General features: G+C 59.7%; 16 protein-coding genes. 8 read left to right on the plus strand and 8 right to left on the minus strand.

The features are described 5' to 3' along the window. Window positions 1-55: 55 nt before the first annotated feature. The 3 genes from RD1_RS20035 to RD1_RS20045 all read left to right on the plus strand — a co-directional run bounded on the left by RD1_RS20035 (window position 56) and on the right by RD1_RS20045 (window position 4209). Window positions 56-1951: a type I secretion system permease/ATPase gene (locus RD1_RS20035; protein WP_011655478.1), complete on the plus strand. Its 1896-nt coding sequence runs from the start codon at window positions 56-58 to the stop codon at window positions 1949-1951. Next, on the plus strand, window positions 1948-3261 hold the full coding sequence (locus tag RD1_RS20040) for an HlyD family type I secretion periplasmic adaptor subunit (protein ID WP_011655479.1): 1314 nt from the start codon (window positions 1948-1950) through the stop codon (window positions 3259-3261). Before RD1_RS20035 ends, RD1_RS20040 begins: the two co-directional genes overlap by 4 nt. A 261-nt stretch (window positions 3262-3522) precedes the next feature. Further along, on the plus strand, window positions 3523-4209 hold the full coding sequence (locus tag RD1_RS20045) for a phosphatase PAP2 family protein (protein WP_011655480.1): 687 nt from the start codon (window positions 3523-3525) through the stop codon (window positions 4207-4209). Between the two features lie 66 nt (window positions 4210-4275). On the opposite strand, the gene RD1_RS20050 is transcribed toward RD1_RS20045, so the two are convergent. The 8 genes from RD1_RS20050 to RD1_RS20085 all read right to left on the minus strand — a co-directional run bounded on the left by RD1_RS20050 (window position 4276) and on the right by RD1_RS20085 (window position 12478). Continuing rightward, a complete protein-coding gene (locus tag RD1_RS20050; RefSeq protein WP_011655481.1) occupies window positions 4276-5646 on the minus strand; it encodes a phosphomannomutase in 1371 nt (456 codons plus the stop codon). A gap of 11 nt (window positions 5647-5657) precedes the next feature. Then, window positions 5658-6536, minus strand: coding sequence for a glucose-1-phosphate thymidylyltransferase RfbA (gene rfbA, locus RD1_RS20055; protein WP_011655482.1), 879 nt, complete (start codon window positions 6534-6536; stop codon window positions 5658-5660). A 12-nt stretch (window positions 6537-6548) separates the two neighbouring features. Continuing rightward, entirely contained in the window at window positions 6549-7394 is an 846-nt protein-coding gene (rfbD, locus tag RD1_RS20060; RefSeq protein ID WP_044033606.1) for a dTDP-4-dehydrorhamnose reductase, read from the minus strand. Further along, on the minus strand, window positions 7391-8467 hold the full coding sequence (gene rfbB, locus RD1_RS20065) for a dTDP-glucose 4,6-dehydratase (RefSeq protein WP_011655484.1): 1077 nt from the start codon (window positions 8465-8467) through the stop codon (window positions 7391-7393). Before rfbB ends, rfbD begins: the two co-directional genes overlap by 4 nt. Continuing rightward, entirely contained in the window at window positions 8464-9033 is a 570-nt protein-coding gene (gene rfbC / locus RD1_RS20070; RefSeq protein WP_044033622.1) for a dTDP-4-dehydrorhamnose 3,5-epimerase, read from the minus strand. Before rfbC ends, rfbB begins: the two co-directional genes overlap by 4 nt. A gap of 177 nt (window positions 9034-9210) precedes the next feature. After that, on the minus strand, window positions 9211-10032 hold the full coding sequence (locus RD1_RS20075) for a CpsD/CapB family tyrosine-protein kinase (RefSeq protein ID WP_011655486.1): 822 nt from the start codon (window positions 10030-10032) through the stop codon (window positions 9211-9213). 20 nt (window positions 10033-10052) lie between these two features. Beyond that, window positions 10053-11600, minus strand: coding sequence for a GumC family protein (locus RD1_RS20080; protein ID WP_011655487.1), 1548 nt, complete (start codon window positions 11598-11600; stop codon window positions 10053-10055). After that, window positions 11597-12478, minus strand: a complete 882-nt coding sequence (locus RD1_RS20085; protein WP_011655488.1) for an ExeA family protein — start codon at window positions 12476-12478, stop codon at window positions 11597-11599. The genes RD1_RS20080 and RD1_RS20085 overlap by 4 nt, the downstream gene beginning before the upstream one ends. A 466-nt stretch (window positions 12479-12944) precedes the next feature. On the opposite strand from RD1_RS20085, the gene RD1_RS20090 reads away from it, so the two are divergent. The 5 genes from RD1_RS20090 (at window position 12945) to RD1_RS20110 (ending at window position 19220) form a co-directional block, all read left to right on the plus strand. After that, window positions 12945-13640, plus strand: a complete 696-nt coding sequence (locus tag RD1_RS20090; RefSeq protein WP_074958817.1) for a sugar transferase — start codon at window positions 12945-12947, stop codon at window positions 13638-13640. Between the two features lie 229 nt (window positions 13641-13869). Beyond that, window positions 13870-16290: a tetratricopeptide repeat protein gene (locus RD1_RS20095; RefSeq protein WP_245897386.1), complete on the plus strand. Its 2421-nt coding sequence runs from the start codon at window positions 13870-13872 to the stop codon at window positions 16288-16290. 187 nt (window positions 16291-16477) lie between these two features. Beyond that, window positions 16478-17083 carry a polysaccharide biosynthesis/export family protein gene (locus RD1_RS20100; RefSeq protein WP_011655491.1) on the plus strand — a complete coding sequence of 202 codons (606 nt, stop codon included), beginning with the start codon at window positions 16478-16480 and terminating at the stop codon, window positions 17081-17083. Continuing rightward, window positions 17046-18488: a hypothetical protein gene (locus RD1_RS20105; protein ID WP_011655492.1), complete on the plus strand. Its 1443-nt coding sequence runs from the start codon at window positions 17046-17048 to the stop codon at window positions 18486-18488. Before RD1_RS20100 ends, RD1_RS20105 begins: the two co-directional genes overlap by 38 nt. A 42-nt stretch (window positions 18489-18530) precedes the next feature. Continuing rightward, window positions 18531-19220 carry a rhomboid family intramembrane serine protease gene (locus RD1_RS20110; protein ID WP_044033608.1) on the plus strand — a complete coding sequence of 230 codons (690 nt, stop codon included), beginning with the start codon at window positions 18531-18533 and terminating at the stop codon, window positions 19218-19220. Window positions 19221-19257 lie beyond the last annotated feature (37 nt).

The raw sequence follows: 19257 nt of genomic DNA on the forward strand, positions 1-19257 counted from the left end.
GATACCGTCAATCGAGATGATCCCGCGCTTTGATCGGTCATGAAAACAGCTTGTCATGATCAACTCACTTCCATCGCGCAAACACTCCTCTTGTGACCGCCGTGATCGGACCAACGCCCCTATGATATTTTCCAGCAAGAGCGACCCTTACCGCAAGAGCCTGGCTCGGCTGAAACCGGCGCTCTGGGGGGTTGCGGGGTTTTCCGCTATCGTCAACGTGCTGATGCTCACCGGCTCGATCTACATGATGCAGGTCTATGACCGTGTGCTTTCCAGCGGGTCTGTGCCCACGCTGGTAGGATTGTTCACCATCGTCGTGGTGCTCTATGCTTTCCTTGGTCTTTATGACTTTTTACGGGTGCGCGTTCTGGCGCGCGCGGCGGTGCATCTGGATCAGGCCTTGGCAGATCCTGTCTACCGCGCCTGGCTGCGCTCGGGCGTGCCGGGGGCGGCGGGCAGGGATGCTTCCGCCCAGCCTCTGCGCGATCTTGAGGCACTGCGCGGTTTCGTGGGGGCCAGCCCCATGGCGGGGCTCTTCGATTTGCCGTTCGTGCCACTGTTTCTGGCTGTGCTCTTCATCATTCACCCCTGGCTCGGGTTTCTGACCGTCGCAGGTTCGGCGGTGGTGATCGGTCTGACCCTGCTCAATCAGGCGATGACACGGGGGCTGGCGCAAAAGACACTGCACCACGACGCCGCAGCACAGGATTTTGCCGAAGGCGGTAAACGGGGTGCCGAGGCAGTGGTCGCCATGGGCATGCACACCGCCATCACGACGCGCTGGCGCGGCCTGCATGACGATGCGCTGGCCGCAGGGCAACGCACCAGTGATCCCAATGAGGCGCTGACCGCCTTTTCCAAGGCGTTTCGCATGTTGCTGCAATCCAGCATCCTGACCCTGGGTGCCTTGCTGGTGTTGCGCGGTGAAATCACCGCAGGCACGATCATCGCGGCATCGCTGCTGTCAGGACGTGCCCTTGCGCCGGTCGATCAGGTTGTCGGCCAGATGCGTGGCGTGACAACAACATGGGCAGCGCACCGGCGCTTGGCGGATTTCTTTGCTGCGCTGCCCCCGCCCTCCACGCCGATGGATCTCCCGACCCCGACGGGCGATATCACCCTGAACGGGGTCACGAAATTCGCGCCGGGTGATTCCGGGCCTGATCAAAAGCGGTTGTTGAGTCAGGTGAGTTTCACGCTGGAACCGGGGGATGGTCTGGGCGTGATCGGCAATTCTGCAAGCGGTAAATCGACTTTGGCCAAACTGCTGGTGGGCGTATGGGAGCCTGACATGGGCGAATTGCGTATGGGCGGTGCCACACGGGATCAATGGGACCCTGCCAAACTGGGGCCTCATATCGGCTACATGCCACAGTCGCTTGTGCTGTTGCCGGGGACGATCCGCGACAACATTGCCCGCTTTGACGAAGAGGCGAGCGATGCCGACGTGATGGCCGCCGCCCGGATGGCCGGGGTGCATGACATGATCCTCGCCCTGCCGGAAGGCTATAAGACCACCGTGGGTGGAACGTCGGGAACGGTACAATTGTCCGGCGGGCAGGTGCAGCGCGTTGGCCTCGCGCGTGCGGTTTTTGGCAAACCGGCGCTCGTCGTGCTGGATGAACCCAATGCCAACCTCGATACCACCGGGGACGAGGCGCTGACGGCCGCAATCCGCAGCCTGCGCGCGGGCGGAACGACAGTGGTCGTGATGGCGCACCGCCCCTCGGCCATCGCCGCCGTCAACAAGGTGCTGGTCCTGAACAATGGCCAGCAGGTGCAGTTCGGCCCCAAGGATGAGGTGCTGGGAAAGGTTCTGGCGCCGGTCCCCTCCAAGCAATCCCCGCAACAGGTCGCATCTGTCCGCCAGACGGGCTGCGCCAAGGCCCCGGATCCGAGCGCATTGCCAGAAGCCAGCCCCGCCGCGCCGCAGACGGGGGCGATCCGATGACGACACTTGCAGCGCAGGACGATCTGACGCTGCGCCTGTCGATGCGCTCTGTTTTTCTCGCAGGGCTGATCGGCTTGGTGGCGCTCCTCGGGGGGGTTGGCTTCTGGGCCGGCACGACTTTGATCAACGGGGCGGTCATTGCTCAGGGCCAGGCCGTTGTGCGGGGCAACGCCAAACAGGTGCAGCATCTGGATGGCGGTATCGTAGCCGATATTCTGGTGCAGGACGGTGATGGTGTGCAGGCGGGGGATGTTCTTATCCGGCTCGACCCGACGCTGGTGCGCATGAACCTCGATGTCACCCGACAGCGACTGGCAGATGCGCTGACCCAGCAAGCGCGCCTGCGGGCCGAACAACAAGGGCTGGGGACGTTGACCTTTGTTTATCCCGATCTGCCTTTTGAGATGCCGGACATGGCCGCAAACGAGGCCGGCCAGCGGGCGATCTTCACCGCCCGCGCCGCAGTGCAGACCGGTGGGCGTGACCAGTTGGCAGAAGCCTTCCGGCAATTTGAGAACCAGATCGAGGGGCTGACCTCGCAGATGGAAGCGATCAGTGCCCAGATCGGTTTCGTTTCCAAGGATCTGGACAACATGCAGGTGCTGGTGGAGCGGAACCTCGCCCGCCAGAGCCAACTGAACGATCTCAACCGGACCCGCGCAGATCTTGAGGGGCGGCGCGCGGCACTGGCCTCGGACATCGCGCAACTGAGCAATGCGCGGCGCGAGGCGGAGATTCAGACCCTGCAAAGCGAACGTTCCTTTCAGGAATCCGTCGTCACCGATCTGCGCACGATCACCAGTCAGGTCGATGAGCTGATCCTCGATATCGTCACGCGCGCCGCACAATTGGACCGGATCAACATCCGCGCGCCCGCCGCCGGGATCGTGCATGAGTTGCAGATTTCCACCGTGGGCGGTGTCATCGACCCCGGACAGGTGATTGCCGAGATCATTCCACAGGATCAGGCGCTTGATTTCGAACTGCGCGTGCAGCCGCAAGACATCGACCAGGTCTATATCGGACAGGAGGCCGAAACCCTGATCGCTGCCTTTGACGTCAATGAAACGCCCAAGCTGATCGGGTCGGTGGCACGCATTTCCCCCAACGCGATCGTGGATCCCCAGACCGGGCAGAGTTATTACCTGATCAACCTGACAGTCCCTGCCGAGGAAATTGCCCGACTGGGCGGCTTGCGGATCAAACCCGGCATGCCGGTAGAGGCCTATCTGGCGACAGGCGAGCGCACCGTGCTGGGCTACCTCATCTCCCCCGTCACCACCCAAATGCGCCGCGCCTTCCGGCAGTAAGGTCACAACAAATGTCTTTTCGTGTTTGGTAGACGGTTCAGACGGTTGCCATAAAGCTTTCGAATTTTTCAAGAAGGCTACTCATGGCCATATAGGAATCCCCGGACTATCTTGCCAACGTCCATTTCATTCAAATCACCTCGCTCAGGCAAAACAGCCATTATAGTGATGCTGTAGATCTGGGCTAAAGGTTTGAAGGTATGGATATATTAAAACCCACTGTATAATGGATGATGGATTTTAGTTGAGAGGTAGCAGGAAATGGACGAAACAGTCCTGAATTGGTTAAACGTATATGCAGCTCAGTCAGAAACATTTGATAGGTTAGTCTCTTTTGCAGCCAATAACGCATTGCCGAAAGGTGTACCCGTCGCGATGTTGTTTTTGTTCTTGTGGTTTCTCCCTCGTGCAGATCAGGCTTACGCACGGGTACGGCTGATCGCTCTTGTCGCTATATCATTCGTTGCCATTGCGGTGGGAAAAGCAGCGGCGCTCTCGTTTCCATATCGCCCGAGGCCGCTTCATAATGAAGCGCTCGATCTGGAGTTACCGATATCCATCGGGCCCCAGACACTTGACGGCTGGTCATCGTTTCCCAGCGACCACGCTGTGCTCTACGGAGCTCTGGCGACAGGTTTCTGGATGGTGAACCGCTGGGCCGGACTGGCCGCTGTCCTGCACGCCCTTTTGGTTATTGCTTTTTCGCGCGTTTACCTCACACTTCATTATCCTACCGACATCCTCGGCGGGGCGGCCATCGGGTTGGTGGTGTGTCTTGTACTGATGCGACCGATGGCTGCGCTGGTACAGCGGGTCGGGGTGATCGACATGGCTGAAAGGTGGCCGCAGTACTTTCACCCCCTTTTCTTTGTAATGCTGTTCCAGATTGCGACGATGTTCACCAGTGCGCGCCAACTCGCCAAACTCATCATCGAGACAGTGATTTGAGGGTGCGGTTCTTGGCAAAGTTACTGGAAATTCACCCGCCAGCCCGCTTGGCTTGTACTGTAACTTTCAGAACGCATGCTTGAGGGCGGCGAGGGTCGAGGCCAGCAAGGTCTGTGCGGCTGACGCATCATTTGTTTCGATATAAACACGCAGTTCGGGGGCGTTGCCGGAGGGGCGGATGTGGATGATGTCGCCGTCTGTCAGTGTCATGCGCAGACCGTCTGTCAGATCCATCGCTTTCTCTTCTTTGCCCAGGCCGGCCAGAAAGGCGGCGCGCGCGGTGGGGTCGTTTTGCCACTTTGCCAGCAGGGGGCGGCTTTTGTCCTGTTCCACGTTCTGCAGGCGGTCCGCGACTGTGACCACGGGGGGTTCTTGTGCGACGCGCGCCGCAATACCGTCGCGCCCGGCGTAGAGTGTCATCAGAATCGGCAGGGTGCAGTCGCGTGTCACGAGCGCGGGGAGGGGACCAGCGGGTCCCATCGCGTCGAACCCCAGAAGGAAGCCGCCGTTGGCCTCATAGCCTATGACCCGGCCCTGCGCCTCTTCCATCGCAGCGATGACATAGGGCGAGCCGATTTGCGTCAGCTTGACCTCCTTGAAACCCTTCTGCGTCACCCCGCTGTTTGACGAAATCGGTGTCGCGATAACCTCGGCCGCCAGGGCTTGTGCTGTGATCTGGCCCAGAATGTCGCCCGGCACGACGCGCCCGGTTTCATCCGCCAGCAGGGGGCGGTCTGAATCGCCATCGGTCGACACGAGTGCGTCCAGCCCATGGGCCTGAACCCACGCCACGATCTGCGCGCGGGTGTCGGGGTCAACAGCTTCGGTATCCACGGGGATGAAATGCGCCGAGCGGCCAAGCTCGACCACCTCGGCCCCCAGACCGTTCAGGATCTGCATCAGATCATCCCGGCCCACCGCGCTATGGGTATAGACGCCGATGCGCCGACCACTCAGCGCCGCTGCGCCAAAGGCACTTACATAGCGCGCGACATAGGCCTGCGTGGCGGTGGTATCCGTTTCCAGCGTGCCGGGTGTGGCTGGTGGCGAAGGTGTTTCGCCCAAGTGCTGCAGGATCGCGGCCTCGTCCGCCTTGGTGATCTCTCCTTGCGTGGTGTAGAATTTCAACCCGTTACGATCGGCTGGGATATGGCTGCCGGTGACCATCACGGCCCCCGCACCCCGCCCTTGCGCCGCCAGTGCCAGCGCGGGCGTGGGCAGCGCGCCACAATCGATCACGCAGACCCCCATCGCGCGCGCCGCTGCCATCACATCCCCGGCAATGCGCGGCGAGGAGGGGCGCAGATCCTGCCCGACACATAAGATTCCGCCCGTATCACAGACCGTCAAAAACGACTGCACATGGGCGGTGATAAGGTCCGGCGTCATGCCGGTGACCAGCCCACGCAGCCCGCTTGTCCCGAATTTGACCGTCATGAGGCGCTCCCTTAAAGCTGGCTCAGATAGGTGCCGTAATCATTCTTGGCGTATTTCGCCGCCTCACGGGCGAGATCCTCGCGACTGATCCAGCCCAGTTCAAAGGCAACCTCTTCGGGGCAGCCGATCTGCTGACCCTGCCGTTTTTCGATGGTGCGCACGAAGTTGCCCGCATCGAGCAGGCTGCCATGCGTCCCGGTATCGAGCCAGGCATAACCGCGCCCCATGCGCTGCACGGTAAGGGTCTCTTCGGCCAGATAGATCTCAAGCAGGGTGGTGATTTCGACTTCGCCCCGCGCGGAGGGTTTGACGGTGCGGGCCTTGGCGGGGGCGGTGCCATCGACAAAATAGAGCCCCGTGACCGCGTGGTTCGAGGGCGGCACCTCGGGTTTTTCGATGATGCCGCGCACCACGCCATCATTGTCGAAATCCACCACGCCGTAGCGCTGCGGATCGGCCACCTGATAGCCAAAGACGGTCGCCCCTGTGGATTGTGCATCGGCGGCCGCCATCAGATCAGGCAGGCCCTGTCCGAAAAAGATGTTATCCCCCAGCACCAGCGCCGAAGGGGCCCCGGCCAGAAAGTCTTCCGCCAGAATAAAGGCCTGCGCGAGGCCATCGGGGGAGGGTTGCACGATATAGGTCAGTGTGATGCCCCATTGCGCGCCATCCCCCAACATGCGCCGGAACTGATCCTGATCGCCCGGGGTGGTGATGATCGCGATCTCGCGGATGCCCGCCAGCATCAGCACCGAAAGCGGATAATAGATCATCGGCTTGTCATAGATCGGCAGCAGTTGTTTCGACACTCCCAGCGTGATCGGATAGAGCCGCGTGCCCGAGCCGCCCGCCAGAATGATGCCTTTGCGCTGTGTTTTGGGGGGGGTCATTGGGTCGTCTCCTCAGGTGTTCAGATCGCTCAGGACCCCGGCCAGCCCTGTGCGCCAGTCGGGACGTGGGATGCCAAATGTCGCTGTGGTTGTGCTGCAATCGAGGCGTGAATTCAGCGGGCGTTGCGCCGGGGTGGGATATTGGGACGTGGGGATATCGGTGACATCGACGCTGAGCCCGCTTTGCGCGAAGATTTCACGCGCGAAATCGGCCCAGCTGATATCCGGCGCACCGCTGAAATGATAGGTGCCCGATTTTGATGGGTCTTGGGTCAGTGCGCGCGCAATTTCCACACAAACAGCGGCAATATCGCGCGCGGGCGTGGGTCCACCGATCTGATCCGCCACGATGGTAAGGGCGTCCCGTTCTGCCCCCAAACGCCGCATGGTTTTGACGAAATTCGCACCATGGGCCGAAAACACCCAGGATGTGCGCAGGATCGCATGAGCGCCACCCGCCGCCGCGACACCCTTTTCCCCGCCCAGCTTGCTGGCCCCGTAAACGCCCAAGGGACCGGTCGGCGCGTCCGGTTGCCAGGGCCTCTGCCCGGAGCCATCAAATACGTAATCGGTGGAGATATGCACAAAAGGGATGCCCCGCGCCGCAGCGGCCGCCGCCATCGCCGTGGGCGCCATGGCGTTGACGATCATCGCCGTGTCGCGGTCCTCTTCGGCTTTGTCCACTGCCGTATAGGCGGCCGCATTAATCACCGCATCCGCGTCACACCCGGCAATCACCGCCTCACAAGCACCGGGATCGCTCAGATCCGCCTGTTCCCGGCCCAGACAAGTCACACCATCCAACTGCGCCAGTTCCGTCGCCACTTGCCCGGTTTGGCCGAAGACGAGGATCTTCATGGGCGCGCGCCCAACCGTTCGCCCACCCCATCGCGGGTTTGCAGGGCGCGCCACCAGTCTTCGTTGTCGAGATACCATTGCACGGTTTTTTCCAGGCCCTCCTCCAGCGTGACCGAAGGGCGCCAGCCCAGTTCTGTGGCGATCCGGGTGGGGTCGATGGCGTAGCGCAGGTCATGGCCGGGGCGGTCGGTGACGAAGGTGATCTGATCCGCGTAGGAGGGTTTGTCATGCCCTGCCGCTGCGCTGCCTGAGGGCGTGGTTTTGGGTTTTTTAGTGTCTAATATGGCGCAGATCATCCGCACGATATCGATGTTTTTCGCCTCGTTTTCACCACCGATGTTATAGCTGCGCCCCACCGCCCCTTTCGCCAGCACCGTGAGCAACGCATCCGCGTGATCCTCAACATAAAGCCAGTCGCGCACGTTCTCGCCCACGCCATAGACGGGGATATCCTTGCCCGCCAGCGCGTTCAGGATCACCACGGGGATCAGCTTTTCGGGGAAATGGTAGGGGCCGTAATTGTTCGAACAATTGGTCATCACGATGGGCAGCCCATAGGTTTCCGCCCAGGCGCGCACCAGGTGGTCGCTGGCCGCCTTGGACGCTGAATAGGGCGAGCGCGGATCGTAAGGCGTGGTTTCGGTGAATTGTCCGGTCGCGCCCAGGGAGCCAAACACCTCATCGGTGGAGATATGATGAAAGCGGAAACCTTCGGGCTTACCTTGAGCTGTCCAAAAGCTGCGCGCGGCCTCCAGCAGGTGGTAGGTGCCGGTGATGTTGGTCTCGATGAAATCGCCCGGCCCGTCGATGGAGCGGTCCACATGGCTTTCCGCCGCCAGATGCATCACCGCGTCAGGTTTATGGCTGGCAAAGACCCGGTCGAGCGCCGCACGGTCGCGGATATCGGCGTGCTCAAAAACATAGGCGGGGTTGTCCGCGACACTGGCCACATTCTCAAGACATGCCGCATAGGTCAGCGCATCAAGGTTCACCACATGGTGCCCCTGTGCAATCGCCTGCCGCACCACCGCAGAGCCGATGAACCCCGCGCCCCCGGTCACCAGAAGTTTCATTGCACCCCCTCCCAGACGAACGGGCTGTCGAAATCCGCAAGCCCTTGGGCTGCGGCGTCTTTGTCTGACAAAACAGGCTCTAAATCGCCCAAACCCCAGTCGATCCCGATGGTCGGGCAGTCAAAGCGGACCGCCCCGTCGCATTCGGGCGCATAATAATCAGAGCATTTGTAGATGATTTCCGTCTCGGGCTGGCGGGTGGCGAACCCATGCAGGAAACCGGTGGGCACCAGCATCTGCTTGCCATTCTCATAGCTCAGTTCCGCGCCAACCCACTGGCCATAGGTGGGTGAGCCGCGCCGGATGTCGACGGCCACATCGAAAAACGCCCCACGCCCGCAGCGCACGAGTTTGGCCTGCGCATGGGGGGGAGATTGAAAATGCAGGCCCCGCACCGTGCCTGTCTGCATCGACAGCGAATGATTGTCCTGCACCCAGGTGAAATCAAGCCCCTGCGCGGCCATCTCCCGCGCGCTCCAGCTTTCACTGAAAAATCCGCGCGCATCCCCGAACCGTTTGGGTGTCAGAACAAAAACACCCGCCAATTTCGTCTGTTCAATCTGCAACTCTTTATCCTCGCCCTGATCGGGCATTCCATACACCGGGCATGGCGTTGATTAAACAAGTATCCTTACCATGAGGATATCAGCGCTCGGCTTAGACGTACCCCGAGGAATGCGATTACTTAAAATCCTCTTTATTCGTTCAAACGCCGGTGACGCGACCGGGAACCCCGTGGCCTCTCACCCCTCGTCAGAGGTGGAGTTGGCATTTGTGTAAGCATTCAGCACGGTTCCGATCACGTTGGTCTGTTCGCTGATTTCGCGTTCACAGATATCAAACTGACCGTAGCGGGTCGCATTGGCGCGCGCGACGATCAGCGCACAATCCACATTCTTGAGAAAGGCGCGGGTGTCGTCATTGACCAGCACGGAGGGCAGATCGAAGATCATGATGTCGGGCGCATAAGTCGCCTCGATCTGGTCGATGATATCAGCGGTTTCCTCCGCCAGCAGCAGACGGGTCGGGTCGGTTTCAGCATCGCGGGCCATGGAAACAGCGACATTATCCCCGATCCGCAGAGCCTGTTCGCTGAACGCCGCGCGCCCGGCCAGCAGATCCCCGATCCCATGGGTGGGTTTGGCCTCAAAAAAGGAATGTACCGAAGGATCGCGCAGATCGAGATCCATCAGAATGGCGCGCAGGTCTTTTTGTCGACCCAACCCCAGCGCCAGATTGCAGGCAGTGGTGGTTTTCCCCGAGTTTGGCATCGGGGAGGTAATGGCCAGTCTTTTCCAGCCGTTCTGGCGCATCTGCAGCAAGACCTTGGTGCGCAGGATATCAAAGGGCGCGGCACTGGGTCCGGCCTGACGGGTCACGATGCGCTGCTCACTCAGGTGCCGGTCCGAGACATCAAAGGGGGTCAGCGCCTCCCACAAAGCGTCCTGCGGAAGGATTTTTCCTGTGGTTTGCCCTATGGGGCTGCGTGGTTTTGCCCGCAGCGTTCCCGTGGGCGTGCCCCTTGCCTTACGGGCTTTTTCCAAAGCGGCTTGCAGTTTTTCCATAGTCTACGTGACCTTTTACCTTACCCAAGCCCCAGGCGGGACAGACCCTTTTGCACAATCAGTTCCAGTGGCAGATACGTGCTGTCGATATACCACAGAGCCAAAGGAACGCTTACCAAGACGAAAACCGTAGCACCGATGATGCTGGCGCGGCGGATCAGGCGGCGGCGGCGGCTTTCCATATAGGGAATGGTCGCGATCGGGGTGATATCAAAGCGGCTGACCAGCTCTGCCGGACGGCGGATGGTCCGGTTGAGAAATTCAAGCAGAGCGAAGTAAGCCCCCGCCAACCCGATGCCGACGGCGGCCCCCGCAATGGCGATCTTGGGCCGGTTCGGGCCGGTTGGCACATTGGGGACGGTTGCGCTTTCGATGATGGTGATGCGCTGGCCCTGCGCCGTGGTTTCGATCCGTTCACTCATCTGAGAAGCGTTCAGGTTCAGCACAGCGGCGTTGTAGCGGCTTTCGATGATCTCATATTCGCGCTCCAGTCCGGACAGAATGATGCCATTGCTCGAACTGCGCGCGATCGCCTCCTGAAGCTGCGCAAGCTCATCTGTGGTGCTTTCGATATCGTTTTCGATAAAATCCAGCCGCGTGTCGATCTCAGCCAGGGTGGCGGTCAGAACCGGATCCTCGGTGGCGATTTCTTCCTCCTCGGCCAGGAGAGCAGCCTTATCCGCCGCGATGCTGCCCTCAAGCCGTTCCACAAGGGCGCGCAGGCGGACGATGTTGGGGTGGGTTTCGGAATAGCGCGACAATTCCGCATTAAGTTCTGCCTCGGCGTTGCGCAGGCGTTGCTCATCAGCGCTCAGAGCCGCCTGTCCCCCTTCGCGGCGCACCTCGCCCGTGGCTTCATAGATATTGAGGACATCTTCGCGCTGCGCCAGATATACACTGCGCTCACGTTCCAGCCGCTCCAGCCGTTCCTGCAACAGCGTCTGCCGCCCCAGCCGGTAGCTCTGGTTCTCGGGCAGGGCTGCGACATTGTCGGATTTGAACTGTGAAATCTCGGCACTTTGCCGGGCCAGCTCTTCTTCCATGCGCTGCACTTCCTGCTGGAAGAACTGCAAGGTGCCTGCCGCGCGTGCGATGCGGAAACTGGCGTTCTCGTCCAGAATGATGGTCACATATTCATTCACGACCGCCGCTGCGATCCGGCCGGAACGCGCCTCGAAGGAAATGCGCAGAACGGTCGCCTGATTGCGCCCCTCAGTGCGCCGGATGCGGGTGGCGGTGCGCATCGCTTGCTCGACCTCATCGGGATCCATTTCGCGCAGGTTCTCAAACACATTCAAACGGTTGGCGATATCGATCAGATTGGCCCGGGTCAAAAGCCGTTCCTGAATGATGTCAAGCTGTTCCAACGCATCTGTCTGAATGGTCGAGCGCACCATCTCATCAGGGATTTGCGGCGCTTCGACCAGCAGGCGGGCGCCTGTGGACCATGTCTCGGGCAGCTTCAGTGCGGTGATCACCCCAAGGCCTGACCCGAGCAACACGAAGAGCATCATCACCGGCATGCGGCGCACAAGAAGTTTCCAGTAGAATGCGATATCCAGATTCATTCTGCAGCCTTTTCAGGAAGATCCACCCGGTCGGTCAGGACCAGTAGCGGGGGGGCCGGTTTCAGGATCAGACCGTCACGGATCAGCTCGTTGATGATCGGCTTGCCGACAACCGTATTGCCCGCACTTGCCGCATAGACCAGCGCCAGATCGCACAGCTTGTTGATCGAGCGCGGAATGCCTTCCGCCTCAAGGTGGATATGGCTCAGGGCAGGGGCGGTGATTTCCTCCCCCGTGCCCCCGACCCGTTGCAGGCGGTGTTTGATATAAGCCACGCTGTCGGCACGCGCAAAGGGGGCCAGATGATAGGTGGCGGTCACACGTTGGGCAAACTGGCGCAATTCGGGGCGCGAGATCAGATCGCGCAGCTCGGGCTGGCCAGCCAGAATGATCTGCAACAACTCGTCCTTGCCCGAATTGATATTGGTCAGCATGCGCAGCTCTTCGAGCATCTCAGCGCCCAGGTTCTGCGCCTCGTCAATGATCAGCACCACATGGCGCCCGGCGGCGTATTCACTCACGACAAAGTTCTGGAAATGCTGAAACAGCGACACGTAATCCGTCTCGGACGGCAAGGCGACATCCAGCGCATTCAGCACCCAACGCAACAGATCGCCCCGGTCCCCCTGCGCATTGGACACCAGTCCCAGCGTGATATCATCCTCCACCTTGCGCAGCAAAGCCTGCAGCAGCATCGTCTTGCCCATCCCGACCTCACCGGTCAGCATCGTCAAGGGCGCATGGGTCATAAGCCCATATTCCAAAACGGAAAAAGCGCGCGTGTGGGATTTTGACAGGAACAGGAAATCAGGATCGGGCGACAAGGAGAAAGGTCGCTCGCTGAAACCGAAATGTGCATTGTAAAGTTCAGCGGCCATAGCTCTGAAACTTTATCCTTATCCTGATACCGACAGCAAAGACGTAATCATCTTGCGTAATAGTTACCAGAAGGGGCTGTATTGCCAAAATAAGTGTATTTCAAGGCGCGCATCTCGCCTTATGCGATATTGATGCCGCGGGATTTGATTCGAAAATAGCCGCTGACAGCACCGATAACGGAGAAGTTAATTCCTGCCCGTCGACAATTAACCACATCTACATTTATTTTTTTCTACCTTTACGGGTAAAATATTGATTTCAGCAAAAATTTCTATCAATTCTCATAAAAATTTACCAAACAGCACTCACTGGGCTATGCTTGCGGTCAGACAAAATGCTAACAATTATGACAGTCGCATCTGGAAGACTTTCTTAGGCATTTTTGCGCATGTGTTCTGTGAGCCGAAGTGATGCGCGTTGTGTGTAACAGTATTTGGAGCCGGGTCATTTCGTCCGGAAGTGTGTATGACATTACATTTTGCGCCACACGGTGTGGAGATTGAAGACCAATCCCAGCAAATGCAAAGGCCCAAGGCAGCATCCCGACCCGCACGGGGTATTTATCGTGACAAGATCAAGCGCATACTGGATGTCACCGCTGCTTTTATCATAATACCTATTATATCTCCTCTTATTGCGCTCATGGCGGCGATCATCGCCTTTGACGGCCACAACCCGTTTTATTCGCAATTGCGCATCGGCCGGAATGGCCGGACATTCCGGATCTGGAAACTGCGCACCATGGTGCAGAACGCAGATGACCTGCTCGAAGCCTATCTGGCGGAAAATCCGGATGCCCGTATCGAATGGGACACGACGCAGAAGCTCAAGCATGACCCCCGTATCACATTCGTGGGCCGTGTTTTGCGCAAGACATCTGCGGATGAGTTGCCCCAGTTGCTGAATGTGTTGAATGGCACGATGTCGCTCGTGGGTCCCCGCCCGATGATGTTGTGCCAGAAGGCGGCCTATCCCGGCAAAGGCTATTACAGCCTGCGTCCCGGCATCACCGGCCCGTGGCAGGTCTCAGACCGTAACAAGGTCAGCTTTTCAGACCGTGCCCGCTATGACGACGAGTATTATCAGACCGTTTCGTTCAAAACTGACGCCCTGCTTTTGCTGCGCACTGTGAGCGTCGTTGTCCGCGGAACGGGCTACTAAAGCGTAAAGCGTTTGAGGCATACCTGAGAAATGCCATGTGCCGCCTGACGTGTTGAATCCTTGGTTTCAGACAGTGTTGAGAGGCCCGGGTTTCTCGCATAAGGCTACAGGCGGTCCGCAAATTGTGACCGATACATGCCTGTCTGGCTCTGGCGTCTGAAACCGCACTGGCATAAACTTTTAAGACTCGTCTTTTAAAGAGAGTTTTCAAACTGTGCGGAGAGTTGGATTGTTCAAGATTATTCCCATCATGCTGGTTGCGGTACTCACGCTCAGCGCCTGTAAATCATCCGAAGAACGCGCTGAGGAATATTACCAGAGCGGGCTCGAGCTGATTGAGGCGGGCGATTATGACCGCGGCATCGTCGAGTTGCGCAATGTCTTCGAATTCGACGGCAGCCATCGCGACGCACGGTTCCTGCTGGCCACAACCCTTCTGGAGCAGAGAAACAACATCCGCGGCGCCTATGGGCAGTTCCTGCGCCTTGCCGAACAATATCCGAATGATGCCGAAACCCGCATCATGCTGAGCGAAATGGCCTTCAACGGCACCAACTGGGAAGAACTCGAACGCCACGGCACCCGCGCCATCGAACTGGCCCCTGATGAACCCCGCGTCAAAGCGATCGAAATCGCATTGGCCTACCGGGCTGCGAGCCTTGCCAATGATGATCCCGCACGGCGCGAACAGGCGCGTGCCGCACAAGACTTGCTGGGTGCGTTGCCCGACAGCGTGATGCTACGCAAACTGGTGCTGGATGCCCTACTGCTCAACGGGGACATGACACAGGCCCTGATCGAGCTGGACTGGCTGCTGGAACGGGAGCCGGAGAATATGCTCTACTGGCGCCAGCGGCTCAACATCCTGTCACAGAATGACGACATGGAAGGCATCGAAACACAGTTGCTGGGCATGGTGGAGCGCTTCCCCGAGGATACCGAAACCAAGCAGATGCTGCTGCGGTTCTATCTGTCACGCGAAGAAAACGACAAGGCCGAAGCCTTCCTGCGCCAACTTGCGGACAGGGCGGCCCCTGATGATAACGCCCCTCGGGCGGATCTGGTCAATTACCTGCTCCAGACACAAGGTCCGGAGGCGGCCCTGGCAGAACTGGACGCCGCCATTGCCGAAGAAGAAGACCCGGTGCCCTTCCAGACCATCCGGGCCGGCATCATCTTTGCCCAGGGTGAAACGACTGAGGCCATCATGGAGCTTGAGGGTGTTCTGGAAGGCGCAGAACCGTCAGAGCAGACCAATGACATCAAGGTTGCCCTTGCCCGCATGATGCTGAGCACCGGCAACGAAGTGGGCGCGCGGGCGCAGGTCGAAGAAGTTCTGGTCGCGGACGAAGGGCACCCCGCCGCCTTGAAGATGCAGGCCTCCTGGCAGATCCGCGCCGATGAGGCCGAGGCTGCGATCAACAACCTGCGGCTGGCGCTGGACCGCGCCCCGGAAGATGCGCAAGCCATGAGCCTGATGGCCGAGGCCTATGCCCGTTCAGGGCGTCCCGAACTGTCACAGGATTTCCTGGCGCTGGCCGTGGAAGCCTCCGGCAATGCGCCTGCGGAAAGCCTGCGCTATGCGCAATTGCTGATCGGGCAGGAACGCTATCTGCCCGCAGAAGATACGCTGCTCCCTGCCCTGCGGCTGGCCCCCCGGAACGTCGACTTGCTGGCCGCACTGGGTAATCTCTATCTGCGCATGGATGACATGGGCCGCACCGAACAGGTCATCAACACCCTGAAATCCATTGAGACACCCGCGGCGGAACAGGCCTCCACACAGCTTGAGGCACAGTGGATCAGCGCGCGCAACGGCGTTGAAGAGGCCATGAGCTATCTGGAAAGCATTGCCCTGTCTGCCGATGCGACATTGGGCAATCAGGTGGAACTGGTCCGGGTCAAACTGGCCACGGGCGATACCGCCGGCGCGCTCACACTGGCGCGTGACATACTGGCCGACAATCCCGACAACCTGTCGCTGCGTGCCATCACCGCATCCGTTGAGGCCGCCAACGGGAACCTCGAAGATGCCGCGACAACCTATCGCGACATTCTTGAGGCCGAACCGCAAGCCGCCAATGTCTGGCTGGAACTGGCCCGTGTCACCCAGCGACTGGAAGGCACGAATGCCGCCAATGCTGTCGTCGACGAAGCATTGAGCATTGTGCCTGACAACCCCAACCTGCTCTGGGCCAGCGCCTCTTACAAAGAGCAGGATGGCGATATTGATGGTGCGATCGAAATCTATGAATCGCTCTATGAACGAAACTCAAGCTCGGTTGTCGTGGCCAATAACCTGGCCAGCCTGCTGTCTACATATCGTACGGATGAGGCCAGTCTTGAGCGGGCCTGGGTCGTGGCCCGCCGGTTCCGCGATGCGGATGTTCCGGCGATGCAGGATACCTTTGGCTGGATTCTGTTCCGGCGCGGCGAAGTGAGCGAGGCGCTGCCCTATCTTGAGGACGCCGCGCAGGGTCTGCCCAATGATCCGCTGGTGCAATATCACCTCGGCAAGGCCTATGAGGCGCTGGAACGTCCCGAAGATGCCATGGCGCAGTTCCGCAAGGTCGTGCAGATTGCCGGCCCCGATGATCAGCGCGCGCAGGTGATCGAGGCGCGCAACAGCGTCGCTGCCACGGAAAACTGACCCGTTGATCCAGATGGGCCAGCGCTTTGCGCCTGCTCCTTCATGGGGCGGGCGATCAGGCGCGCCTGCGGGCCTGTGACGTCATAACTACATTTTTGACTAATTTTTACCTCAGCTTAATCAGTTCTTTTCATGCAAGGTCTGGCGATAGATGATGGCGCAAAGCTGCAATGGAGCAGAAACGACGATGCAAAATGTCAAAAACATTCTCATGGGGCTGGTGCTGGTGCTGGTCGCGACCATGGCACAGGCGCAATCGGAATATCGGGTGCAGCCCGGGGATGGCCTGAACATCGAAGTGCTGGAAGACAGCAGCCTCAACCGCTCGGTCGTGGTTTTGCCCGATGGGCGTTTCAACTTCCCCTTTGCGGGCACCCTGCGCGCCAGCGGCCGCACCGCAACACAGATTCAGGGCGATGTGACCACCGCCATCCAGTCGAATTTCGCCAACCCGCCCACGGTTTTCGTCTCGGTCATTCCGGCTGCTTCGAATGTACAGGAAGCGGCGGATGGCGACACCATCGACGTCTATTTTCTGGGAGAGGTCAACACCCCCGGCCTGCTTGAGGTCAAACCCGGCACCACTTTGTTGCAGGCGATTGCCGTGGGCGGGGGCGTGACGCGCTTTGCCGCCATCAAACGCATCCAACTGCGCCGCACGAACCGGCAGACCGGCGTACAAAACGTCGTAACACTAAATTATAAGGCCCTGGCAAACGGGACCGCGAGCAATGTGATCGAGCTGAAGGACGGAGATGTCATTCTGGTACCGGAACGGCGTCTGTTCGAATAACCCCCATTCGCACAGGCAAGACAGGCACAGTTTCAAACGCAAAACCCGCGCACGTCACAAGGCGAGCGCGCTTTTGGCATTATGCGGCATCGGTATCGCGGCCCATGCGCAAGACACCCCGCCCCCCGGCATCACCGCCAGCTTCGATGTCACCCAGCGGCTTGAATACAGCGACAACCCCGACCTTGAAATAGAGGATGATCCTGATTTCTTTGGCCGCACGATCCTGGCCTTTGATCTGGAAAGTGCGACACCGCTTGAGAATTTCACCCTCAGCCTCGGCACGGATATCGAAGAAGGGCGCAATGACCGCGCCACCGTGGATGCCACGAATAGTTTTGTGCAACTGGGCTATGACCGGGCCACGCGCAACGCCAATATCGGCACCACGCTGCGATACCGCGAGTCCGACACCAGTTCCACGTTCCTGGACGATGATTTCGACTCAGATGGCAGGGTCCTCAATCAGGACAGCGGCACACGGCAGAACTACGGTTTCGGCCTGACCGGTGCCGTGGGGGTGGAAGCGCCCATCGGCGCGAGCTTCTCGCTGGATTACAGCGAATTGCGCTATAGCGGCACGGAAGACCCCGACCTGACCGACCGCAGCACGCTGGATACATCCGCACAGATCAATTTCCGGATCGATCCGCGCATCATTGCCCGGCTGACCACGAAATACATCGACTTTGATGCGCAAGGCAACGGGACAAGCCGCGAAACCACCGGGTTTGGCGCAGGTGTTCTGCTGGAGTTTACCCCCCTCCTCACCGGCGATTTTTCCGCAAGCTATGACACTATTGAACGCAGCGGTGATGAGACCGGCACCAATGAAGGGACCAGTTTCAGCGCGGAACTGACGCGCACACTGACGAACGGAACCCTGGGCGCCACGCTCAGCTCGGACGTCAGTTCCAACAGTGACGGGCGCCGCGCGTTCTTTGCCGTCAACCGCGAGATGAACCTGTCCCGCCGCGCGGCCCTGTCTTACTCCCTTGGCGGCACCCGCAGCGAGAACAGCAGTTTCGAACCGCTGGTGGATATCGACTATTCCTATGCCCTGCCGACCTCCCAGATCACCTTTGGTCTGTCACAGCGTTTCAACACGGACAGCGACAACGAAGAGCAGATCAACACCACCCTGAATGCGGGCTACCAACATCAGATCAACAACCTGTCGAGCTTTGGTGCGGATGTCTCCCTTTTCGACCGTAACGAGCTGGGGCCGCTCGCGGATGATGCGCGCCGGATTAACCTCAGCCTGTCCTATCAATATGCCCTCACCCGCGACTGGGGTCTTGTGAGCGGTGTGTCCCATATCCTGTCCACCTCGGAAAGCGAGGACGACCGCAGTTCCAATACGGTCTTTATCGGGCTGCAACGAAACTTTAGCTGGAATCCCTGATCCGCCCTTGCCAAGCCACGGCAAGGCCGTTCATTGTCAGTCATGGCCAAAGACAACGCCTTTTCACCGACAGCAGCTTTCACCGCGCAAAGGAACACGCCTGGCCGGGGCCTTTTGCTCGCCCTGATCGCGATCTGCTGCGCGCTGGAAGTGATCCTGCAACTCAGCGACATTGGTTTGCTTCAGCCGGAGCGGCTGCGCGGGATGGCCTATGAATACGGCGGCTTCTGGCCCGGCCTGCTCAAGGACTGGAACCCCAATTACGCGGTGCAGCCCTATGCGATGTTCGTCACCTACGGGTTCCTGCACGGGGGGGTGATCCATCTGGTCATCAACATGATCACGCTGTGGTCACTGGGCGCGGCGGTCATCCTGCGGGTCGGGCTGCGCGGGTTCTGCATTCTCTATGTCGCGTCGATCTTCGGCGGGGCTGTGGGCTATGCGCTGCTGGCCCCGGGCCTGCAACCGATGGTCGGCGCCTCGGGGGCGCTCTTTGGCCTTGCCGGTGGCTTGCTGGCCTGGATGTATGTGGACCGTTTCACCTTTGAACAGGGGCTGCTGCCCGTCGCCCAGGCCGTCGCCCTGCTGATCGCCTTCAACCTGATCCTGTGGTGGGCCATGAGCGGCCAACTCGCCTGGCAAACCCACCTGGGCGGTTTCATCGTAGGCTGGATCACCGCCCTCCTAATCGATCCACGGCCTTTCAGCCCGGAAACTCCAAGCCGCACCTGATCGACCGTATGAGGGGTATGTCTCATTCTTTGATGGC

It is taken from the genome of Roseobacter denitrificans OCh 114 (assembly GCF_000014045.1).
Taxonomy (GTDB): domain Bacteria; phylum Pseudomonadota; class Alphaproteobacteria; order Rhodobacterales; family Rhodobacteraceae; genus Roseobacter; species Roseobacter denitrificans.

What these genes read in the sequence shown, in the direction of transcription:
- rfbD (WP_044033606.1), bottom strand. Translation starts at nt 7,394, where the DNA reads ATGAAGATCCTCGTCTTCGGCCAAACCGGGCAAGTGGCGACGGAACTG.
- rfbA (WP_011655482.1), bottom strand. Translation starts at nt 6,536, where the DNA reads ATGACCCCCCCCAAAACACAGCGCAAAGGCATCATTCTGGCGGGCGGC.
- RD1_RS20085 (WP_011655488.1), bottom strand. Translation starts at nt 12,478, where the DNA reads ATGGCCGCTGAACTTTACAATGCACATTTCGGTTTCAGCGAGCGACCT.
- RD1_RS20040 (WP_011655479.1), top strand. Translation starts at nt 1,948, where the DNA reads ATGACGACACTTGCAGCGCAGGACGATCTGACGCTGCGCCTGTCGATG.
- RD1_RS20050 (WP_011655481.1), bottom strand. Translation starts at nt 5,646, where the DNA reads ATGACGGTCAAATTCGGGACAAGCGGGCTGCGTGGGCTGGTCACCGGC.
- RD1_RS20090 (WP_074958817.1), top strand. Translation starts at nt 12,945, where the DNA reads ATGACATTACATTTTGCGCCACACGGTGTGGAGATTGAAGACCAATCC.
- RD1_RS20080 (WP_011655487.1), bottom strand. Translation starts at nt 11,600, where the DNA reads ATGAATCTGGATATCGCATTCTACTGGAAACTTCTTGTGCGCCGCATG.
- rfbB (WP_011655484.1), bottom strand. Translation starts at nt 8,467, where the DNA reads ATGAAACTTCTGGTGACCGGGGGCGCGGGGTTCATCGGCTCTGCGGTG.
- RD1_RS20110 (WP_044033608.1), top strand. Translation starts at nt 18,531, where the DNA reads ATGGCCAAAGACAACGCCTTTTCACCGACAGCAGCTTTCACCGCGCAA.
- RD1_RS20075 (WP_011655486.1), bottom strand. Translation starts at nt 10,032, where the DNA reads ATGGAAAAACTGCAAGCCGCTTTGGAAAAAGCCCGTAAGGCAAGGGGC.
- RD1_RS20035 (WP_011655478.1), top strand. Translation starts at nt 56, where the DNA reads ATGATCAACTCACTTCCATCGCGCAAACACTCCTCTTGTGACCGCCGT.
- RD1_RS20100 (WP_011655491.1), top strand. Translation starts at nt 16,478, where the DNA reads ATGCAAAATGTCAAAAACATTCTCATGGGGCTGGTGCTGGTGCTGGTC.
- RD1_RS20105 (WP_011655492.1), top strand. Translation starts at nt 17,046, where the DNA reads ATGTCATTCTGGTACCGGAACGGCGTCTGTTCGAATAACCCCCATTCG.
- RD1_RS20045 (WP_011655480.1), top strand. Translation starts at nt 3,523, where the DNA reads ATGGACGAAACAGTCCTGAATTGGTTAAACGTATATGCAGCTCAGTCA.